A 20,632-nucleotide genomic window follows, 5' to 3' on the forward strand; every position below is an offset into this window, starting at 1 on the left:
GATCGAGGGGAGCGCGACATGAGAGCAGCGGTCGTCACCGAGTTCGGCAAGCCACTCGCGGTGGGGGAGGTCCCGACACCGGAACCCGGCCCCGGCGAGGTGCTGGTGCGGCTGGAGGCGTCGGGGATCTGCCACACCGACATCCACGCCGCGCACGGCGACTGGCCGGTCAAGCCGACCCCGCCGTTCATCCCCGGCCACGAGGGCGTCGGCGTCGTCCAGGCCGTCGGCGAGGGCGTCGACGCGGCCAAGGTGGGCGCGCGGGTCGCGATCCCGTGGCTGGGCGCCGCCTGCGGCGAGTGCGCGCACTGCGTCTCCGGCTGGGAGACCCTGTGCGAGGCGCAGCAGAACACCGGCTACTCGGTCGACGGCTGCTACGCCGAGCACACCGTCGCGGACGCCCGCTACGCGGTGCCCGTGCCCGACGGCGTGTCCAGCCTGGACGCCGCCCCGCTCACCTGCGCGGGCGTCACCACGTACAAGGCCGTGAAGGTCGCGGGCATCACCCCGACCGAGAAGGTCGCGGTGTTCGGCATCGGCGGGCTCGGGCACCTCGCGCTCCAGTACGCGCGGATCGCGGGCGGCATCACCGTCGCGGTCGACGTGGAGGACGCCAAGCTCGAACTCGCCACCGACCTCGGCGCCGACCACACCGTCAACGCGGCCACCGAGGACCCGGTCGCGGCGATCCAGGCGCTCGGCGGGGCGGACGTGGCGATCGCGCTGGCCGCGTCGCCGCGCAGCTTCGAGCAGGCGTTCGCGTCGCTGCGGCGCGGCGGGAGGCTGGTGTGCGTGGCGCTCCCGGCGGACGGCGTGCTGCCGGTGCCGGTGTTCGACCTGGTGCTCAAGGGCATCAAGGTGATCGGCTCGATCGTCGGCACCAGGGCTGACCTGGCGGAGGTGTTCGAGCTGCACGCGGCCGGGCGCACGCGGGTGATCGCGGAGGGCACGACGCTGGACCGGGTCAACGAGGCGTTCGAGGACGTCCTCGCGGGCAAGGTCCCGGCCAGGCTGGTCATCGAGCTGTGAGCGGCCGGAGGTGAGGAGTGGGAGGCGATTGGGCCGGGCGCTGGTCCGGCCCAATCGCCGCGCGCGCGGGGAGTGGGACGCGATCGCCGGTCGGCTCGACGCCCCTCGGGCCCGCGCGGTCTTCAGCCGGTGGTCAACCGGCGCCGCTCACCCGCCGGCGTGCCCGTTCAGCTGCCCGTTCGCCTCCGGCGAGACCAGCATCTCCAGCACCTCGCGGCGCGGGCTGGCCGGGACGGGGGAGCCGAAGCCGACGCGCAGCACCGTCTGCGGCACCACCGTGCCGCCGAGCGCGCGCCGCAACTCTTCGCGGACCACGCGCACCTCGACGGCCTGCGACATGAACGACACCGCCAGCCCCAGCGTGGTCGCGGTCAGCAGCACCCGCTGCAGCGCCTGACCGGCCTGCACCTCGGCGAGCGGCCCGTCGTAGAACGAGCACAGCACCAGCACCAGCGGGTCCGACTCGTAGTCCTTGCCGGACGCCCGCTCGCCGCCGTCGGCCGCGAGGAAGTCCCGCATCGCCCACTCGTCCTGCGGCGCGGGCCGCGGCCCGGCCGAGCGCGGCGGCACGCCGTCGCCCGCGGTGCGCTCCCCGGTCCACTCGCCCAGCTCGTCCAGCACGCTCCGGTCGGCCTGCTGGATGCGGTGCGCCTTCGACACGTACCGCTGCAACCGGGCCCGCTCCTCCGGGTCCACCACCACGTGCAGCCAGGACCGCTCGCGCTCGGCGGCGCGCAGCAGCGCCTGCCGGTGCCGCACCGGGACCGGGACGTCGTGGAACGGCTTGCGGTTCGAGCGCCGGGCGGGAACCGCGTTCAGCAGCTGGTGCGTCTCGTCGTCCAGCAGCAGCTTGCCGCCGCGCCGCACCACGGCCAGCGCGCCGGGCGCGTCGTGGCCGGGCATCAGCGTGACCAGCGGCCGGATGCCGTGGCCCTGCAGCGCCAGGCGCAGGTTGAACAGCGCCGCGCCGCACGCCAGCCGCAGCTCCCGGTCCTCGGGGTCGGTGGCGGGCAGCCTGCGGTCCAGGTCCGCGTGCAGCTCGATGCGGTCCTCCTCCAGCCGGAACCGCCACGGCTGCGTGTTGTGCACCGACGGCGCCAGCGCCGCCGCCGTCAGCACCGACTCGACCTCGTCCTCGGAAAGACCGAGAACCCCGGTGACCCTGCTCACCCCGGTAACCCGACTCAACGCCCTCACCCCGACACCCGCCACTGGATCGAACCAACCACGATCCACTGTCCGACCAGATCGGCCGCGGGTACACGGTCGAAGGTCCCTAGTCAGGGAGGGACCAGGGCTTTGCGGCGGCGAACGCCGCGTGACAGGGTAGGGGCGTGACAGGACCGGCTGAGGACTCCTCCTCGCAACGGCTCCTGGCGGGCCTGAGGCTCGACGAGCTGCTGGAGGAGATGCGGGAGCGGCTCACCGAGATCGGCTCCACCAGGGACAAGATGCAGCGCCTGCTGGACGCGGTGCTCGCCGTGGGCACGGGGCTGGAGCTGGACTCCACGCTGCAGCGGATAGTGCAGGCCGCCGTCGACCTGGTCGGCGCGCGGTACGGGGCGCTGGGCGTGCTCGGCAACCGCGACGACCTCTCCGAGTTCGTCCACGTCGGCATCGACCAGGACGAGCGCGCCCGCATGGGGCACCTGCCGCAGGGCAAGGGCCTGCTCGGGCTGCTCATCAAGGACCCGAGACCGGTGCGGCTGCACGACCTCGGCGCGCACCCGGCGTCCGTCGGCCTGCCGCCGAACCACCCGCCGATGAAGACCTTCCTCGGCGTGCCCGTGCGGGTGCGCGACGAGGTGTTCGGCAACCTGTACATGGCCGAGAAGCGGGACGGCGGCGACTTCACCCCCGACGACGAGATCGTGCTGTCGGCGCTGGCCGCCGCGGCGGGCGTCGCGGTGGAGAACGCCCGGCTGTTCGAGAAGTCCCGGATGCGCGAGCGCTGGCTGGAGGCCGCCGCCGAGGTCAACGCCGAGCTGCTGGGCGGCGCGTCCGCCGAGGACGCGCTGCGGCTGATCTCCCAGCGCACCCGCGAGCTCGCGGCGGCGGCGGTGTCGCTGATCGTGCTCGCCGAGGAGGGGAAGAACGGGCGGCGGCTGCTGCGGATGGCCTCGGCGGCGGGCGGCGACACCGACCGGCTCGTCGGCGGACTGCTGGACGGCGAGAACACGTTCGCACACCAGGTGCTGGACTCCGGGGTGCCCGCGCTGTTCGAGCGCCTCGACGGCGGGCTCGGCGAGGCCAGCCTGGAGCTGGGGCCCGGTGTGGCGGTGCCGCTGCGCACCGCCTCGCAGGTGACCGGCGTGCTGCTGGCCGCCCGCGACGTGGGCGCGGCCCAGTTCGGCGCCGAGCAGGTGCCGCTGCTGGCCTCGTTCGCCGCTCAGGCCGCCGTGGCGCTGGAGCTGGCCGAGACGCAGCGCAACCGGCGGCTGGTGGACGTGCTGGAGGACCGCGACCGGATCGCCCGCGATCTGCACGACCACGTCATCCAGCGGCTGTTCGCCACCGGCATGAGCCTGCAGGGCGCGCTCAACCGGGTCGAGGACCCCAAGCTGCGCGAGCGGGTCGACAACGCCGTGCACCAGCTCGACCAGACCGTGCTGGAGATCCGCACCACGATCTTCGACCTCCAGGCGGCCGACGACGAGCCGGGTCTGCGGCGCAGGCTGCTGGACATCGTGTCGCAGGTGACCGAGCACTCGGCGCTCACGCCCGCCGTGCGGATGAACGGCACGGTGGACAACTCGGTGCCCGACCACGTCGGCGAGCACGCCGAGGCGGTGGTGCGGGAGCTGGTCAGCAACGCGGTGCGGCACTCCGGCGCGAGCGAGCTGACGGTGACCATCGAGGCCGACCGGCAGCTGACGATCTCGGTGGTGGACAACGGGATCGGGATGCCGGAGAAGGTCGCGCGCAGCGGGCTGCGGAACCTGGACGAGCGGGCCCGACGGCTCGGCGGCAGCGCGGTGGTGGAGGCGTGCGCGGGCGGCGGGACGCGTGTCACGTGGCAGGTTCCCCTGGAGTGACCGGGGGCGAGGCCGGGGGAGTGTCCACTGTGGACCCTCTTCGGGGGTTCGCGGTCCCGGCCCCGGCCGCGGTGGTGATCCTGCTCTTGATCATCGGTACTGTGCTCGGCATCGGCGCGGCGGGACGCGCGCTGACCCGAGCGAGGACGAGCAGGAGCAGATGAAGGTCAACCTGAAGATGAAGCTCGACCTGGCGCACCTGGTCTTCTCCGCGCTGGTCGTCGCGGGGATCGTCGTGGGCCAGTTCCACTTCACCTGGTTCCCGCCCGCGCTGATGTGGCTGGTCGTCGCGGGCGCCGCGGTCGGGTGGGCCTTCTACGCCAACAAGAAGCTGCTCAAGGACAAGCCAAGGCGCCCCGGGGGCAGGGCGAGGGTCGGCGCCGCGAACGAGGACTGAGCCCGACCCGGACCCGCGGGCAAGCGCTTCCCCGCGCCGCGCCCCGGACATCCGCCGGACGCCCGCCGAACGCGCGAGGGGCGCACCACCCGGTGCGCCCCTCGGACCCTCCCGCCCGTCCCGGCGGTCTCAGTCCGCCTCGACCCCGCCGGGCCGCTTGCGCAGCTTGCTCGCCAGCACCGCCGCCTGCGTGCGCCGCTCCAGCCCCAGCTTCGCCAGCAGGTGCGACACGTAGTTCTTGACCGTCTTCTCGGCCAGGAACATGCTCTCCGCGATCTGCCGGTTCGTCATGCCCTGCCCGATCAGGTCGAGCACCGTCCGCTCCTGCTCGGTCAGCATCCGGATCGGGTCGCCCTGCTCCCGCTCGCGGCGGATGCGGTTGAGCAGCGCGCTCGTCGACCGCGCGTCCAGCAGCGACTGCCCGGACGCCACCGTGCGCACCGCCGTGCACAGGTCCGTGCCCAGGATGCGCTTGAGCACGAAGCCCGAGGCGCCCGCCATGATCGCGTCGAACAGCGCCTCGTCGTCGGTGAACGACGTCAGCATCAGGCACTGCAGGTCGGGCATGAGCGACTTCAGCTCGCGGCACAGCTCGATGCCGTTGCCGTCGGGCAGCCGGACGTCCAGCACCGCCACGTTCGCGCCGCTCGCGGGAACCCGCGCCAGCGCCTCCGCGACCGAACCGGCCTCTCCGACGACCTCCAGCTCGTCGTCGCTGTTCAGCAGTTCCCTCACCCCGACGCGGACGACCTCGTGGTCGTCCACCAGGAACACCCGTGCGCTCACCGCACCCACCTTCCGTCAAACCCGTGCACAACATCCCTCGCCCCGGACCCGCCTGACAGGGTCCAAGGTCCCGGTCCCCCTCCGTGGCGCCCGCACCACGCCGCGCAGGCGCCGGGAGGCCCGCCCCGAGTGTTCCAGCAGGCCGAGCGGCCACCGGAACACCGTGCCCCACCCGGCCGCCGGACGCACCCCGGACGCCCCGGCCGACCCCCTGCCCGACCCCCGCCCGACAGGGACCTACGGCGCTGCTCGTGGACCACGGGTTCTCCGCCCTCCCCGTCTGCGACGACGAGGGCAGGCTCGTCGGCATCGTCTCCGGCTCGGGCCTGCTCCTCGCGGGCCTCGGCCGCACCACCGGGGACCTGGAGGTGCGGCAGGTCATGCGCGCGCCGGTGATCAGCGCGCCGCTGACCGCCAGCGCCACCGACCTCGCGGGCTCCATGCTCGGCAACCACCTGCGCTGCCTGCCGGTCGTCGATCACGTCGGCGCCCTCGTGGGGGTGGTGAGCCGGAGCGACCTGCTGCGCGTGCTCACCCCGGACGACGACGTGCTCGCGGCGCGCATCGACCGGGCGCTGCGCGCCTACGACCCCGTCGGGCGCCGGCGCGTCGCCGTCGAGGCGGGCAGGGCGGTGGTCCGGGCGCGATCGACGACGAGGCGGAACGACGCGCCGTGACGGCCCTGGTGCGCACTGTGCCGGGGGCCACAACCGTCGACGTCGCCAACGCGACCACCCGCTGAACCCGCTCTGACCTGCGGGGGAACCGCTCCCCGAGCGCACGGCCCGACCCCGAAGGGCCGAAGGTCCCGCACCCCGGAGGTCCGCCGTCACTGACCGCGCGGACGGCCCCGGAGGGACGCTCGGAGCAGAGCACCGGAAGAGGAGGGAACATGGACGACAAGGCGATCGTGGTCGGAGTCGACGGCTCGCCCGCCGCCCGTGCCGCGCTGCGCTGGGCGGTCGACGAGGCGGCCCTGCGGGGGTGCCGCGTCGACGCCGTCCTCGCGTGGCACCTCGAGTACGGGCAGGTCATGGCGCCCGCACCGGTCGGCATCGACCGCGACGAGCTGCGCGCGGCGCACCGCGAGGCGCTGCAGGAGGCCATCGCCGGGCTGGAGAACGTCCGGGGGGTGCTGGTCGAGGGCGACGCGCGCGACGCGCTGGTCACCGCCTCGCACGACGCCCAGCTCCTGGTCGTCGGCAGCAGGGGAATGGGCCTGCTGCGGACCGCCCTGCTCGGATCGGTCAGCTCGTACTGCGTCCACCACGCGGCGTGCCCCGTGGTGGTGCTCAGGGCCCCACAGCCCGAGAGCGTTGAAGAACCCCGTCCCGTCACCACACCTGGACCGCTGCTGTGACCACGCACATCGAGACCCGCGCCCTGCTCTCCGACGGCACCGTCATCGCGCTGCGCGAGGCGAGCCCCGAGGACGCCGACGCACTGCGCGAGCTCCGCCGAGAACTGCCCGACCGCTACCCCCTCGCCGAGGACGACGTCGTGCTCTGCGCGTTCTCCGACGACGCGCTCATCGGCGCGGGCTCCTACGCGCCCTCCACCGACGACGAGACCACCGCCAACGTGGTGCTGGTCGTCACCTCGGCGAACCAGTCCCGAGGCGTCGGGACCCTGCTGCTGGAGCACCTGGTCTCGCTCGCGCGGGGCCGGGGCGTGCGCCGGTTCACCGCCGACCTGCTCAGCAACAACCCGAGGATGCTCGGGCTGTTCAGCGAGCTGGGCTTGGTCATGACCGCCACCCCGGACACCGAGGTGGTGCGCGTCGACCTCGGCCTGGACGCGGGCGAGGACTACCTGGACGCGGTCGCCAACCGCGAGCTGACCTCCGGCGTGGCGAGCCTGCGGGCGGTGCTCAAACCCACCTCCGCGGTCGTCATCGGCGCGGGCCGCAACGCCACCTCGGTCGGCCACGCGGTGCTGGCGAACCTGGTCAAGGGCGAGTTCGCGGGCGACCTGTACGCGGTCAACCCGAAGGCCGCCGAGCTGCTCGGCGTCACCTGCTACCCGTCGGTGGCCGAGCTGCCCGTCGCCCCCGACCTGGCCGTGATCTGCGTGCCCGCCGCCGCGGTGCCCGCCGTGGCCGAGGACTGCGGCAAGCGCGGCGTCAAGGCCATGGTGGTCGTCACCTCCGGCGTCGACCCGAAGCCGCTGCTCGCGTCCGTGCACAAGCACGGGATGCGCATGGTCGGCCCGAACTGCATCGGCGTCGCCTCCACCGACCCCGAGGTGCGGATGGACGCCACGTTCACCCGCAAGGGCTCGGGCGGCGGCGGCATCGGCCTGGTGACCCAGTCCGGCGGCGTGGCCATCGCGGTGCTGGAGCAGCTGAGCGCGCTCGGCATGGGCACCACCGACGTGGTCTCCACCGGCGACAAGTACGACGTGAGCGGCAACGACCTGCTGCTGTGGTGGGAGCGCGACGAGCGCACCACCTCGGTGGTGCTGTACCTGGAGTCGTTCGGCAACCCGCGCAAGTTCTCCCGGCTGGCCCGCAGGGTCGCCAGGCGCAAGCCGGTGCTGGCGATCCGGTCCGCCACCAGCGAGGCCGGTCAGCGCGCCGCAGCCTCGCACACCGCGTCCACCGCGACCCCCGCGGTCACCCAGGAGGCCCTGTTCCGGCAGGCAGGCGTGATCGTGGTCGACGGCATCGCCGAGCTCGTGGAGGTGCTGGCGGCGCTGGAGCACACCCCGCTGCCGCAGGGCCGCTCGGTCGCGGTGGTCAGCAACGCCGGCGGTCTCGGCGTGCTCGCCGCCGACGCCTGCTCGCACAACGGGCTGACCGTCGCCGACCTGTCCGAGGACACCACGGCGAAGCTCGCCGCGCTGCTGCCCTCGGTGGCCAGCACGACCAACCCGGTCGACACCACCGCCGTGCTCGACGCCGACGTGTTCGCGCAGTGCGTGGACGTCGTGGCCGCCGACCCGGCCGTGGACGCGGTCATCGCGGTCACCGTGCCCACCGCGCTGGGCAACCCGGCCGAGGGCATCCGCACCAGCAGCAAGCCGGTGCTCGCGGTCGCCGCCGACCAGCTCGGCTCGGTCGCGATCCTGGAGAACGGCATCGCCTCCTACGCCGACCCGGTGCGCGCCGCCGAGTCGCTGGCCGCGCTGGTGCAGCGCGCCGAGTGGCTGCGCAGGCCCGCGCCCGCCGTGGTCGACCTGCCCGGCATCGACGTGCCGCTGGCCCGCAAGGTCGTGGCCGAGCACTTCGCGGTCGAGCCCGAGGGCGGCTGGCTGGAGCCCGACCAGGTGGTGCGGCTGCTGAGCGCGTTCGGCCTGCCGATCCTGGGCGGCGTGCTGGCCTCCGACGTGGAGGGCGCGGTCGCGGCGCAGAAGTCGTTCGGGCAGCCGATCGCGATGAAGGCGGTGGCGCGCGGCGTCCTGCACAAGAGCAAGGCCGGTGGCGTCAAGCTGAACCTGGGCACCCCGGAGCGGGTCGCCGAGGAGTTCACCGGGATGCAGGAGCGCTTCGGCGACCGGTTGCAGGGCGTGTTCGTCCAGCCGATGGCCGAGAGCGGTCGCGAGCTGCTCGTGGGCGTGGTGAGCGACCAGCGCTTCGGGCCGCTCGTGGTGACCGGCCTCGGCGGCGTGGACACCGACCTGCTGGACGACCGGGCCGCCGCGCTCGCGCCGCTGACCTCGGCGGACGTGGACGACCTCTTGCGCGGCTTCCGCGCCTCCGCCAAGGTGTTCGAGCAGCACCCGGAGGAGCCGGTGCACGACGTGCTGCTGCGCGTGTCGCGGCTGGCGGAGATGGTGCCGGAGATCGCCGAGCTTGACCTCAACCCCTTGGTGGTCAAGGGGGAGCGGGTCATCGCCGTGGACGCGCGGGTCCGCTTGGAACCCGTCGCCCCGGTCGACCCGTACCTGCGAGCGTTGCGGAGGGCCGGGGCGTGAACATCGGGGCGATCGTGGTCGGGGTCGACGGGTCGGAGCGGTGCCGGAAGGCGCTGGCCTGGGCGATGGACGAAGCCGTGGCGCAGGGCAGGCCGCTGCACGTCGTGAACGCCTGGGAGCTGTGCGACGAGGGTGAGCGCGTCTCCCGCGCCCGCTCGGTCGCCCTGGTGGAACGCCTGCTGCGGCAGGTCTGCGACGGTCGCGACGTGGTGCCGGAGGTCGTGCGGCACAGCGTGCGCGGGTGCGCGTCGGAGGTCCTGTCCCGCAGGGCGCGCGGTCAGGCAATGCTGGTGCTGGGCGAGGAGGGCAAGGTGTCGGCGTCCGCACCGGTGGTCGTGGCGCCTGCTCCGCGTGGTCCGGTCGACTGACTTCGCTTTCGGCCGAAGGCCCCACCCGCAGCGGGTGGGGCCTTCGGCGTGCGAGGGTGTCGGGGTGGTGACGAGCACGCCCGAGGGGGCGGTGAGCGCGTGGACGCTGGACGGGCGGCCGGTGGCGGCCGACGAGGTCGGGGAGCTGCTGCGCGGGCGGATCGCGGCGGGCGCGCTGGAGACCTGGTTCGCCTCGGCGAGCGGGCGGTCGCTGGCGGTCGTGAGCAACGGGGAGCGCGCGATGGTGCTGCTGCTGGAGCACGAGGGCGATCCGGGGGAGCACGCGGTCGACCCCGACGTGGACCCGGATGGCTGGAGCGACGGGTACGAGCTGGCGAACGGCCAGAGCGACGAGTACCCGGACGCGGACACGGTGCCGCTCGCGGAAGCGCTGCGGATCGTGGAGCACGTTGTGGCTGGGGGGAGTTGGCCTGCTGACGCGCGGTGGGTGGTCGACCGCTAGGGCGCATGAGGGCGCGAGCTGCGCGGACACCACGAACCCGAAGTCAGCCGTGGACTCCGGGTTCGGCTTCGTCCCGCTCTGCTCCGCTCCGCGCCTACGACCGCGACACCGCTGTCCCGACGCCGCTCAGCCGTGCATCTTCACCAGTTGCGCCTTCAGCCTGTCCTGCAGCAGGTCCACGACCTCGATGAACGTCTCCGCGCCCGCGTCCGCGTTCACCGCGTGCCCGTCCACGTGCAGCGTCCCGTGCGCCACCAGTCTGCGCGGCCCGTCGTACGACAGGCGGACCATCGCGAACGGCACCTCGCCGGGCGCGTACTTGCCGAGGCAGCCGATCTTCACGCCCGCGTACTCCCGCGCCGCCTCGGGGACCCTGCGGGCCAGGCTCAGCTGCATGTTCACGATCTCGCGCGCTTTGCTCACACCACGATCATGCTCAGCGCGCGAACCACGACCCAGTGCCCAAGGTCCCCCACGGGCTAGGACCCTTACCGGGGAACGAATCCGCGCCACGTCGGCACCCCGCGGCAACAACGCGGCAACCCCTGAACCGCCCCCAGCGCACACGAAAAGCCCCGGCCGGGCAACCCCGGCCGGGACACACCGACACCCCCGCTCAACCCCGCTGAGCGCTCACCACTTCGCCAGCACCTCGTCCAGCGCCCGCCTCGGCGTCGGCGGCAGCGGGTCGGCGTCGAACGACGCCCAGCCCACCCGCAACGCGATCTGCGGGAACACCGACCCGTCCAGCACCTCGTCCCGCACCCGCTCCCGCGCCTCCGCCACCTCCAGCGGCTGGCTCAGCGGGCACGCCACCAACCCCGCCGCCGTCGCCTCCAGCAGCACCGCGCTCATCGCCTCACCCGCCTTGAGCCGCGACAACCGGTCGTCGGACGTGGTCCCCAGCACCAGCAGGGTCGCCCCGTCCTCCTCCCACGTCCCGTTCTCCGGGCACAGCAGCTCCCCGCTCGGGAACTCCCGCATCCCCACGTCCCCGTACCGGTGCTGCCCGAGCGGCGCGTTCGCCGCGGGCACGCCCTCCGGCTCCACGTGCCCGCCGCTCCACCGCCGCAGCTCCGACCGGTACGCCGGGTCCGCCTCCTGCACGGCCGCCGCCCGCGCCACCGCCAGCGACAGCTCGAACCGCGCCCGCGTGCCCAGGACCTCCCGAGCCACAACGCCTTCCTCGACCGCGCGGTCCACCAGCTGCTCCAGCACCGCCCTGGGCACCGCCCACGACGAGTACCGCCTGCGGTCCGTGCGGCGCCGCTGGATCGCCGCCGCCAGCGCGATCTCCTCCGCCTCCGGCTCCTGCCGGGACAGCTCGACCGACGCCAGGTGGTCCGGGTCGGAGGCGTTGGGCAGCCTGCGCACCACCGCGCGCATCCCCAGCGCCGCCAGGGCCACCCGCAGGTGGTGCAGCGCCGCGCCGCAGCTGAGCACCAGGTCCGCGCCGTCGGGGTCCGTCGCGGGCAGGCAGCGCTGCGGGTCGGCGTACAGGTGCACGCTGCTGTCACCCAGCCTCCACCGCCACGGCTGGGTGTTGTGCATCGAGGGCGCGCGGCAGGCCAGTGCCACCGCGGCCCGGATCGTCTCGTCGTCGGGCAGACCGCGGTCCATGCGGCTCACCTCCAGGTGTTCGTCGCCAACGACGGTGCCGGCAGTCCCAGGCCCTTCTCAGGGCCACAAGTCCCTGTGCGACGGGGACCGCCGGACCTTCATCCCGGAGGGTCGGCGCGCCAGGCTTGGGGTAGCCCACCGTGGACATCGGACGGCAACCGCAGTCGAGGAGACCTGGATGTCAGCGCAGACCGGTACGACCGGTGCAGACCTCAAGCTGATCGATGCTTACTGGAGGGCGGCGAACTACCTGTCAGCGGGGCAGATCTACCTGCTGGACAACCCCCTGCTCGGCACGCCGCTGGAAGCGGCGAACATCAAACCGAGACTGCTCGGGCACTGGGGCACGACCCCCGGCCTGAACTTCGTCTACGCGCACCTCAACCGCGTCATCAAGCAGCGGGAGGCCGAGGTCCTGTTCATCACCGGCCCCGGTCACGGCGGTCCCGCGCTGCTGGCCAACACCTGGCTGGAGGGCACCTACAGCGAGACCTACGCCGAGGTGCCGCAGGACGCGCGGGGCATGGCGAAGCTGTTCCGGCAGTTCTCGTTCCCCGGCGGGGTCCCGAGCCACGTCGCGCCGGAGGTCCCCGGCTCCATCCACGAGGGCGGGGAGCTGGGCTACTCGCTGGCGCACGCGTTCGGCGCGGCCTTCGACAACCCCGACCTGGTCGTCGCCTGCGTCATCGGCGACGGCGAGGCCGAGACCGGCCCGCTGGCCGCCAGCTGGCACGCCAACAAGTTCCTGAACCCGGCGCAGGACGGCGCGGTGCTCCCCATCCTGCACCTCAACGGCTACAAGATCGCCAACCCGGCGCTGCTCGCCCGCATCCCGCACGAGGAGCTGGACAGCCTCCTGCGCGGCTACGGCTACGCCCCGGTCTACGTGGAGGGCCACGAGCCGGAGGTCATGCACGCCGCGATGGCCGAGGCGCTCGACGGGGTCTTCGACGCCATCGAGCGGATCCAGGCGCGCGCCCGCTCCGGCGAGGACACCACCCGCCCGGCGTGGCCGATGATCGTGCTGCGCAGCCCCAAGGGCTGGACCGGGCCGTCCGAAGTGGACGGACTCCAGATCGAGGGCACCTGGCGCGCGCACCAGGTGCCGCTCTCGGGCGTGCGCGACAACCCCGAGCACCTGCGGATGCTGGAGCAGTGGCTGCGCTCCTACCGGCCCGAGGAGCTCTTCGACGCGAACGGCGCCCCGGTGCCGGAGCTCGGCGAGCTGGTCCCGCCCGGCCACCTGCGCATGGGCGCCACCCCGCACGCCAACGGCGGAACCCTGCTGCGCGACCTGCGGATGCCCGCGCTGAGCGAGCACGCCGTGGCCGTGCCCGAGCACGGCGGCAGCACCTCCGAGCCCACCAGGGTCCTCGGACGGCTGCTGCGCGACGTGGTCGAGCTCAACGACGCCCAGCGCAACTTCCGCCTGTTCGGCCCGGACGAGACCGCCTCCAACCGGCTCGACGCCGTCTACGAGGTCACCGGCAAGCAGTGGCAGGGCGAGACCCTGCCCGTGGACGACCACCTGGTGCGCGCGGGCCGCGTCGTGGAGGTGCTGTCCGAGCACCTGTGCCAGGGCTTCCTGGAGGGCTACCTGCTCACCGGGCGGCACGGCCTGTTCAACTGCTACGAGGCGTTCACGCACATCGTCGACTCGATGTTCAACCAGCACGCCAAGTGGCTGGGCACGCACCGCAAGCTCGGCTGGCGCCGCCCGATCGCGTCGCTGAACTACCTGCTCAGCTCGCACGTGTGGCGCCAGGACCACAACGGGTTCTCCCACCAGGACCCCGGTTTCATCGACCACGTCATGAACAAGAAGGCCGAGGTCGTCCGCGTCTACCTGCCGCCGGACACCAACACCCTCCTGTCGGTCGCGGACCACTGCCTGCGCAGCCGCGACCACGTGAACGTGGTGGTGGCGGGCAAGAACCAGACCCCGGACTGGCTCGGCCCGCAGGAGGCGGCGCTGCACTGCGCCAGGGGCCTGGGCATCTGGGAGTGGGCAGGCAACGACGACGGTGTGGAGGAGCCGGACGTGGTCATGGCCTGCGCCGGCGACGCCCCCACGGTCGAGGTGATGGCCGCGGTGTCCCTGCTGCGCGAGCACCTGCCGTCGCTGCGGGTCCGCGTGGTCAACGTGGTCGACCTGATGCGGTTGCAGCCGGAGAGCGAGCACCCGCACGGCCTGTCGGACCACGAGTTCGACGCGATCTTCACCACCGACCGGCCGGTGCTGTTCGCCTACCACGGCTACCCGTGGCTGATCCACCGCCTGACCTACCGGCGCACCAACCACAACAACATCCACGTGCGCGGGTACAAGGAGGAGGGCACCACCACCACGCCGTTCGACATGCTGGTGCTCAACGACATGGACCGCTACCGGCTGGTCATGGACGTGATCGACCGGGTGCCGGGCCTCGGGCCGCGCACCGCCCGGCTGCGCCAGCTGATGACCGACCAGCGCACCAGGCACAACGCGTGGATCCGGGAGCACGGCGAGGACCTGCCCGAGGTGCGGGACTGGAGCTGGCGGTCCTGATGAACGTGCTGGTGGTCAACGCGGGCTCGTCCAGCCTGAAGCTGCGCGTCCTGGGCCCCGCCGACGAGGTGCTGGACCGGCACGACGTGGAGCGCTGGGACGGGCGCGGGCACTTCGGCGACCTCCTCGGCGACCTCCTCGACGGCAGCCCCGAGGTGCACGCGGTCGGCCACCGCGTCGTGCACGGCGGGTCCCGGTTCACCGGGCCCACCCTGATCGACGAGGGGGTGCGGGCGGGGCTGGCCGAGCTGGTCCCGCTCGCGCCCCTGCACCAGCCGCGCGCGCTCGACGGCGTGGACGCGGTGCGGGAGCTGCTGCCGGACGTGCCGCACGTGGCGTGCTTCGACACGGCGTTCCACGCGTCCCTGCCGGAGCACGCCGCCACCTACCCGCTGCCGCCCGAGTGGCGGGAGCGGTGGGGGCTGCGCAGGTACGGCTTCCACGGGCTGTCGCACGCCTACGCCGACCGGCGGGCGCGCGAGCTGGCCGGTGGCGGCGAGCGGGTCGTGGTGGCGCACCTGGGGGCCGGGTGCTCGCTGTCGGCGGTGCGCGGCGGGCTTTCGGTGGACACGACGATGGGGTTCACGCCGCTGGCCGGGCTCGTCATGGGCACGCGCAGCGGCGACGTCGACCCCGGCCTGCTGCTGTGGTTGCAGCGGCGGGGCGGGCTCAGCGCGGACGAGGTCGCGGACGGGCTGGAGCACCGCTCCGGGCTGACCGGGCTCAGCGGCGTCGGCGGCGACCTGCGGGACGTGCGCGCGGCGGCGGCGGGCGGTTCGGCGCGGGCGCGGCTGGCGCTGGAGGTGTACGAGCACCGGCTGCGGCAGGGGATCGCCGCGATGGCCGCCTCGCTGGGCGGGCTCGACCTGCTGGTGTTCACCGGCGGGGCGGGGGAGAACGACGCGGCCCTGCGCGAGCGGGTCGCGGGAGGGCTGGGGTTCCTCGGCGTGCGGCTCGATCCGGGCCGGAACGCGGGGTGCGCCCCGGACGCGCGGATCAGCGGCGACGGGTCCGCGGTCGGCGTGTGGGTGCTGGCGGCGGGCGAGGACGTGGAGATCGCCAGGCAGACGCGCTCCGCGCTGTGACACCCCCGGCGCGGCGGCGCTCCGACACCAGCCGCCGCGCCGGGGGCTCCCGCCGTGGACCCCGGTCCGGGGGCCACGGCGGGAGAGCCGCATCGGGGTGTCGGAGGGATCGGCGGAGGACGACGTGGGACGCAACGGCGCGGGACGCGGGACTGGTGGCGCGGGGCGGGGTGGCGCGGTCGCGCGCGACAACGCCGCGGAGAAGCGGTGGGGTCCGGGCTGCCGGGTGCCCCGACCGGCCTCGGGCGGTGTGGGCGGGCGAGTGCCGCGCTGACCGCCCGGTCGGGCCAGTACGGCCGGTAGAGCCGCCAGTGCGGGGCCGCTGAGGCAAGATCGCTGAGGCAAGATCACTGGAGCAAGTCCGCTGAGGCAAGTCCGCTGAGGCGGGATCGCTGGAGCAGGGCCGACCGCGCGGTCCGATCCGGGAACCGGTCGGAGGAACCGGTCCGGACGACTCGCCGGACGACCCGGTCCCGGCGCGACAACCGAATGCGCACCCCTGGAGTCGGGCGGGCCGTCGAGCCCCGTCCGGCTCTCGCGCGTCCGGTCCCGTCCGGTCCCGCGCACACCGCCGCGCCGCGTCTCGACGCGCTCCAGCGCGGCCTGATCCGGCTCGCCTCCCCCGTCCGGGCCGAGGTCAACCGCCAGCTCAGGGCTACCCGAGCCGTTCCACCGGAAACCCCGCGCACCGGATTCACCACCCGAGCCCCCGCAGCGCCCGAAGGGCGTTCGCCCACCGGGTGTCTCAACTCGGCACGGCGAGTTTGTCGACCTCGGGCTGCGGGCACCTGACCCACAGCACGAGCGAGTGAGGGTGAGCGGCCCCGGACCGGGTTGAGCCCGGCCGGAGACCGGTGCGAGTGGGAGGGTGCGGGTTGTGTCCCTGTCTCTGTCGACCAAGACCACGGGCAAGGTCGCGGTAGGGCCCGAGTGGTCCGCCGTGGACACCGGGGAGCTGGAAGCGGGCCAGCTGCTGGCCGGTCGCTACCGGCTCGACGGGCTGATCCGCACCGGCGGCACCGCCCAGGTGCACCGGGGGTGGGACACCCTGCTGCGGCGCGCGGTCGCCGTGAAGCTGGTCGCGCCCGGCGCGGGCCGGGCCGCCTACCGCAGGTTCGACAACGAGATGCACGTCCTCGCCGGGCTCAGTCACCCCAACGTGGTGTCCGTGTACGACGTCGGCGGTCGCGACCGGGACTCGTTCGTGGTGCTCCAGCTCGTGGACGGCCCGACGCTGCGGGACCACCTCGACCGGGGGCCGTTCAGCGAGGCGCAGACCCGGCTGCTCGGGGTGCTGCTGTCCGACGCGCTCGCCCACGTGCACGAGCACGGCGTGGCGCACCGCGACCTCACCCCCACCGGCGTCCTGTTCGACCACGCGGGCAAGCCGCACCTGGCCGACTTCGGCCTCGCCGGGCCGGGTGGCTCGCGCACCCGCCGCACCGACCGCCGCGTCGGCACCACCGCCTACCTCGCGCCCGAGCAGGTGCGCGGCGACGTGGTGGGGGAGCCCGCCGACGTGTACGCGCTCGGCCTGGTGCTGCTGGAGTGCCTGACCGGCCGCCCCGCGTTCACCGGCCGCACCGCGCTGTCCCGGCTGGGCCGCGCGCCGGAGATCCCGCTGTCCGCGCCGTCGGACCTGGCGCACCTGCTGACCGCGATGACCGCCCGCCGCCCGAAGGACCGCCCGAGCGCCGCCGCGTGCGGGATGGCGCTGCGCGGTTTCGCCGCACCCGTCCCGCCGCCCGCCGCGCCGTCCCGGCACCGCGTGCTGGTGGGCGCCGCGACCGCCGTCACCCTCGCCGCGATCGCCTTGGCCGTCGGCCAGACCCCCGACCCGACCGTCGCCGCCCCGGCAGCCCCGACCGCGATCGAGGCGCCGCGCGGGCTGTGACCCCGGCGCCCGTGACCCCGGCGCCCGTGACCCCGGCGCCCGTGACCCCGGCGCCCGTGACCCCGGCGCCCGTGACCCCGGCGCCCGTGACCTCCGCGCTGCGATCCGAACGCCGCGACTCCCGAGCGCCGACCCCGAGCCGTGCGCCGAACGCCGCGACCCGAGCGCCACGATCCCGATCCCGTCCCCCCGATCCCGTGACCCGGCGCTGCGATCCGGAGCCGCCTGCCCGAAACTGGTCCCCCGAGCGCCGCGACCCGCGCCACACCCCGAAGTCGTCCCCGAAGCCACGTTCCCGAGGCGGTGCCCCGAGACCTGTGACCTGCCCCACCACCCGATCACCGTCCCCGCCGGTTTGGCGCCCGTCCCCACCGGGTAATTGCTGACGCGCCTTGAAAAACCAGGGTGCTGCGTTGTGCTGTGCTGGGGGTGCCTAGGGATGAACACCACCGGGGTCGCGGACCTCCGGATATCCGGGGGGCTGCTGCTCCCGCACCTCGTGCGGGAGCGGGTCGCCGCCGCCCTGCCCGGCGCCGAGCGGGACCGGCTGCTCGACCTGCTCATGGTGGTGAACGCCCTGGTGGAGAACGCGCTGGAGCACGCCGAGGGCCCGCGCGAGCTGCGCCTGTGCCGGTCGCCGGTGCGGGTGGAGGTCGACGACGCGAGCCCGCAGCTGCTGCCCGTGCTGGGCAGGCCGGGTCGGCGTCACCGGGGGTTGCTGCTGGTCAACCGGTTGGCGAGCCGCTGGGGGGTGCTGCCGTCCGCCGGGGTGAAGACGGTGTGGGCGGAGGCGGGCTGGAGCCTGCCGCAGCCGTCGCCGCCCGCGCTCGCCCTCCCGCGGGACGGGCGGGGCCCGAACGGTTCCGACCCGAACGAGTCGAGCCCGAACGGCCTCGGTCCCCGCGACCTGAGCGCCGAGGGGCTGCACCTCGACTAGCGCGCAGCCCGCGCGAACGACCCCGGCGACCCGAACCCGCCGGGGCCGCTCCCGCGCCGCCGAGGTTTGACGGGGGCCGCCACCTGGTCATTCCGGGTGGGAAAACCGACAAACCCCCCCACGGTCACGTCCCCCGGAAGCCTGACCTCCCCCGACCCGCGCGCCGAACGCGGCGCTCGCGACCAGCCGGCCCACCGCACCGCCCACTCCTCCCGCGCTCACCCGTTCGGTCAGGTGGCGTCCCCGGAATAGCCCTCAGCGATTCCGGAATGCTCGCCCGGTTGATATACGGTCCACGGGTTCCCAGACCCCCGACCGCCGTCCGCCGAGCACGGGTGGTCACGCGTCGGTGTCCGGCGCGCGGGGCGAGAAGCGCAGACGGGCACACGGGATCTTCCGGGAAGTGCCGAATCCGAACGCACGGGGAGAGCGATGACGTCCACCGAGACGCGCCGGGGAGCCGCACCGCGCGGCGTCGAGCACCGGTCCAAACAGCGGGACGACATCCAGGGCCTGCGGGCGCTGGCGGTCGGCCTCGTGCTGGTCTACCACCTGCGGCCCACCTGGCTGCCCGGCGGTTTCGTCGGCGTCGACGTCTTCTTCGTCATCTCCGGCTACCTGATCATCGGCGCCCTGGTGAACGAGCTGCGCCGCAGCGGCCGGATCAGCCTCGTCTCCTTCTACGCCCGGCGCGCCCGGCGGCTGCTCCCGGCGGCGACCGTCGTGCTGCTCGGCGTCGCGCTGACGACCGTGCTGCTGCTCCCGGTGTCCCGGCACCCGGACGTGCTGCGCGAGGTCGTGGCCTCCGCGCTGAACGTGCAGAACTGGCAGCTCGCGATCTTCGCGGGCGACTACGCCAACGCCACCGCCGAGGCCTCCCCGGTCCAGCACTTCTGGTCGCTCAGCGTGGAGGAGCAGTTCTACCTGCTCATCCCGCTGGTCCTGATCCTCGCGGGGCTGCGCGGCGCCAGGCCCGGCCGGAACGCGTTCGTCGCGGTCCTGGCGATCACGGTCGCCTCGCTGGCGTTCTCGGTCCTCTACACCCCGCTCGACCACACCGCCGCCTACTTCATCACCCCCACCCGCATGTGGGAGTTGGGCATCGGCGGCCTGCTCGCGATCGGCCTCCCCCGGCTCGCGCTCTCCCGCGCCGCGCGCCTGGCGTCCGGCTGGCTCGGCCTGGCCGCCGTGCTGGCGGCGGCGTTCCTGTTCACCACCGCCATGCAGTTCCCCGGCTGGATCGCCCTGCTGCCCGTGCTCGGCACGGCCGCCCTCCTCGCGGCGGGCAGCGGCATGGGCGACGGGGGCGTGTCCGCGCTGCTGGCGAGGCAACCGCTGCGCTACCTCGGCGACATCTCGTACAGCCTGTACCTGTGGCACTGGCCGGTGCTGGTCTTCCTGATGGAGTTCCTGGGCGTCACGCACCTGCCGTGGGAGTGGACGCTGGCCGCGGCCGTGGCGAGCGTGGCGCTGGCCGCCGCGTCGACCAGGCTGGTGGAGACCCCGATGCGGCACCTCAAGCCGCGCGCCGCCTACACCGCGGGCGCGGCCATGATCGCCGCGTCGGTGCTGGTCGCGGCCTACCCCTGGTACACCGCGCAGGCCAGGATCGACGACCTGAAGGCCAACGCGGTCCTCGGCGACGACCACCCCGGCGCGCTCGCCAGGGACCCGCAGTACCCGGTGGAGGTGCCCACCGCGGCCCTCGTGCCGGACCCGGTCGTCGCGGGCGACGACATCGCCAAGGCGTGGGGCGACGACTGCGGCAAGGTCGCCGTCGACCGCGAGGACTGCTGGTACGGCCCGGCCGACGCGCCGAAGACCATGGTGCTGCTCGGCGACTCGCACATGACCCAGCTCTCCGGCGCGCTCATCGACCTCGCGGAGCGCTCGGGGGAGTGGCGGGTCAGGATGCTCGTGCACGACGCCTGCCCGTTCAACGCGGAACCGCTCAAGGTCGCCGCGCCCGACGGCAGGCAGCGGCAGAACAACGAGCCGTTCGCCAACTGCCCCGCCGACGACCGGGCCAAGCGCGAGTGGATCCTGCGGGAGAAGCCGGACATGGTGGTCACCGCCGCCATGACCCCCCAGGTCTACAAGGAGGACATGAACTGGGAGTGGCCCTCCTACGAGCGGGCCGTCGAGGGCTACCGGGAGCACCTGCGGCCCATGGCGGAGGCGGGCATCACGGTCGTGGGCATCCGCGACACGCCCCGCAGCCGCCCGGACGTGCTGGCCTGCCTGATCGAGACCCCCGGCCAGTGCGACCGCACGCGCTCCGAGGCGGTGACCCCCGACCCGGTCACCGAGGCGGTCGCGACCCTGCCCGGTGGCAAGGCGGTGGACCTGACGGACTGGTTCTGCGACGCCGACAAGTGCCCGGCCGTGGTGGGGAACGTGGTCGTCTACCGGGACAACCACATCACCGACAGCTACGCGAGCACCCTGGTCAAGCCGCTGGGTGACGCGCTCGGCATCGAGCGCCGCTAGCCGGCGCCGACGAGCGCGCCGACGAGCGCCCCGCTGCCCGGAACGACCGGGAGGTGGGGCGCTCG

General features: G+C 74.0%; 17 protein-coding genes. 13 read left to right on the top strand and 4 right to left on the bottom strand.

Features of this window, described 5'->3' with window-relative positions; genetic code table 11:
- The first annotated feature begins 18 nt into the window (after nt 1-18).
- Nucleotides 19-1,029: a zinc-dependent alcohol dehydrogenase gene (locus AMIR_RS09550; protein WP_015800742.1), complete on the top strand. Its 1,011-nt coding sequence runs from the start codon at nt 19-21 to the stop codon at nt 1,027-1,029.
- Nucleotides 1,030-1,176: 147 nt separating this feature from the next.
- On the opposite strand, the gene AMIR_RS09555 is transcribed toward AMIR_RS09550, so the two are convergent.
- Nucleotides 1,177-2,199: an Acg family FMN-binding oxidoreductase gene (locus AMIR_RS09555; protein WP_041836674.1), complete on the bottom strand. Its 1,023-nt coding sequence runs from the start codon at nt 2,197-2,199 to the stop codon at nt 1,177-1,179.
- 164 nt (nt 2,200-2,363) lie between these two features.
- Between AMIR_RS09555 and AMIR_RS09560 the strand changes: the two genes are divergently transcribed.
- Nucleotides 2,364-4,064, top strand: a complete 1,701-nt coding sequence (locus AMIR_RS09560) for a sensor histidine kinase (protein WP_015800744.1) — start codon at nt 2,364-2,366, stop codon at nt 4,062-4,064.
- A gap of 160 nt (nt 4,065-4,224) precedes the next feature.
- Entirely contained in the window at nt 4,225-4,461 is a 237-nt protein-coding gene (locus tag AMIR_RS09565; RefSeq protein ID WP_015800746.1) for a hypothetical protein, read from the top strand.
- A 129-nt stretch (nt 4,462-4,590) separates the two neighbouring features.
- Here AMIR_RS09565 and AMIR_RS09570 read toward each other — a convergent pair whose 3' ends face one another.
- Entirely contained in the window at nt 4,591-5,247 is a 657-nt protein-coding gene (locus AMIR_RS09570) for a response regulator (protein ID WP_015800747.1), read from the bottom strand.
- A gap of 251 nt (nt 5,248-5,498) precedes the next feature.
- Between AMIR_RS09570 and AMIR_RS09575 the strand changes: the two genes are divergently transcribed.
- The 5 genes from AMIR_RS09575 (at nt 5,499) to AMIR_RS09595 (ending at nt 9,993) form a co-directional block, all read left to right on the top strand.
- Nucleotides 5,499-5,924: a CBS domain-containing protein gene (locus tag AMIR_RS09575; protein WP_015800748.1), complete on the top strand. Its 426-nt coding sequence runs from the start codon at nt 5,499-5,501 to the stop codon at nt 5,922-5,924.
- A 215-nt stretch (nt 5,925-6,139) separates the two neighbouring features.
- On the top strand, nt 6,140-6,607 hold the full coding sequence (locus AMIR_RS09580; RefSeq protein WP_015800749.1) for a universal stress protein: 468 nt from the start codon (nt 6,140-6,142) through the stop codon (nt 6,605-6,607).
- The gene (locus AMIR_RS09585; protein ID WP_015800750.1) at nt 6,604-9,162 is read left to right on the top strand and encodes a bifunctional acetate--CoA ligase family protein/GNAT family N-acetyltransferase; all 2,559 of its coding nucleotides are present in this window, start codon (nt 6,604-6,606) and stop codon (nt 9,160-9,162) included. Before AMIR_RS09580 ends, AMIR_RS09585 begins: the two co-directional genes overlap by 4 nt.
- Complete coding sequence (locus tag AMIR_RS09590; RefSeq protein ID WP_015800751.1) at nt 9,159-9,530, top strand: universal stress protein; 372 nt, start codon at nt 9,159-9,161, stop codon at nt 9,528-9,530. The genes AMIR_RS09585 and AMIR_RS09590 overlap by 4 nt, the downstream gene beginning before the upstream one ends.
- 67 nt (nt 9,531-9,597) lie before the next feature.
- Nucleotides 9,598-9,993 carry a hypothetical protein gene (locus AMIR_RS09595; protein WP_222840718.1) on the top strand — a complete coding sequence of 132 codons (396 nt, stop codon included), beginning with the start codon at nt 9,598-9,600 and terminating at the stop codon, nt 9,991-9,993.
- A gap of 126 nt (nt 9,994-10,119) precedes the next feature.
- On the opposite strand, the gene AMIR_RS09600 is transcribed toward AMIR_RS09595, so the two are convergent.
- Entirely contained in the window at nt 10,120-10,416 is a 297-nt protein-coding gene (locus AMIR_RS09600; RefSeq protein WP_015800753.1) for an HPF/RaiA family ribosome-associated protein, read from the bottom strand.
- 210 nt (nt 10,417-10,626) lie between these two features.
- Nucleotides 10,627-11,613, bottom strand: a complete 987-nt coding sequence (locus tag AMIR_RS09605) for an Acg family FMN-binding oxidoreductase (protein ID WP_015800754.1) — start codon at nt 11,611-11,613, stop codon at nt 10,627-10,629.
- Nucleotides 11,614-11,791: 178 nt separating this feature from the next.
- Here AMIR_RS09605 and AMIR_RS09610 point away from each other — a divergent pair, with 178 nt between their 5' ends.
- From AMIR_RS09610 to AMIR_RS09630, 5 genes are all read left to right on the top strand, one after another.
- Nucleotides 11,792-14,161, top strand: coding sequence for a phosphoketolase family protein (locus AMIR_RS09610; RefSeq protein ID WP_015800755.1), 2,370 nt, complete (start codon nt 11,792-11,794; stop codon nt 14,159-14,161).
- Nucleotides 14,161-15,246, top strand: a complete 1,086-nt coding sequence (locus AMIR_RS09615; RefSeq protein WP_015800756.1) for an acetate/propionate family kinase — start codon at nt 14,161-14,163, stop codon at nt 15,244-15,246. Before AMIR_RS09610 ends, AMIR_RS09615 begins: the two co-directional genes overlap by 1 nt.
- Nucleotides 15,247-16,123: 877 nt before the next feature.
- Nucleotides 16,124-17,140 (top strand): serine/threonine-protein kinase, encoded by a 1,017-nt coding sequence (locus AMIR_RS09620; protein ID WP_015800757.1) that lies wholly within the window; start codon nt 16,124-16,126, stop codon nt 17,138-17,140.
- A gap of 439 nt (nt 17,141-17,579) precedes the next feature.
- Nucleotides 17,580-18,077, top strand: coding sequence for an ATP-binding protein (locus AMIR_RS35435; protein WP_015800758.1), 498 nt, complete (start codon nt 17,580-17,582; stop codon nt 18,075-18,077).
- A gap of 432 nt (nt 18,078-18,509) precedes the next feature.
- Nucleotides 18,510-20,567, top strand: a complete 2,058-nt coding sequence (locus tag AMIR_RS09630) for an acyltransferase family protein (RefSeq protein WP_015800759.1) — start codon at nt 18,510-18,512, stop codon at nt 20,565-20,567.
- Nucleotides 20,568-20,632 lie beyond the last annotated feature (65 nt).

Source organism: Actinosynnema mirum DSM 43827 (assembly GCF_000023245.1).
In the GTDB taxonomy this organism is placed as follows: domain Bacteria; phylum Actinomycetota; class Actinomycetes; order Mycobacteriales; family Pseudonocardiaceae; genus Actinosynnema; species Actinosynnema mirum.

What these genes read in the sequence shown, in the direction of transcription:
- AMIR_RS35435 (WP_015800758.1), top strand. Translation starts at nt 17,580, where the DNA reads ATGAACACCACCGGGGTCGCGGACCTCCGGATATCCGGGGGGCTGCTG.
- AMIR_RS09605 (WP_015800754.1), bottom strand. Translation starts at nt 11,613, where the DNA reads ATGGACCGCGGTCTGCCCGACGACGAGACGATCCGGGCCGCGGTGGCA.
- AMIR_RS09615 (WP_015800756.1), top strand. Translation starts at nt 14,161, where the DNA reads ATGAACGTGCTGGTGGTCAACGCGGGCTCGTCCAGCCTGAAGCTGCGC.
- AMIR_RS09580 (WP_015800749.1), top strand. Translation starts at nt 6,140, where the DNA reads ATGGACGACAAGGCGATCGTGGTCGGAGTCGACGGCTCGCCCGCCGCC.
- AMIR_RS09550 (WP_015800742.1), top strand. Translation starts at nt 19, where the DNA reads ATGAGAGCAGCGGTCGTCACCGAGTTCGGCAAGCCACTCGCGGTGGGG.
- AMIR_RS09630 (WP_015800759.1), top strand. Translation starts at nt 18,510, where the DNA reads ATGACGTCCACCGAGACGCGCCGGGGAGCCGCACCGCGCGGCGTCGAG.
- AMIR_RS09565 (WP_015800746.1), top strand. Translation starts at nt 4,225, where the DNA reads ATGAAGGTCAACCTGAAGATGAAGCTCGACCTGGCGCACCTGGTCTTC.
- AMIR_RS09610 (WP_015800755.1), top strand. Translation starts at nt 11,792, where the DNA reads ATGTCAGCGCAGACCGGTACGACCGGTGCAGACCTCAAGCTGATCGAT.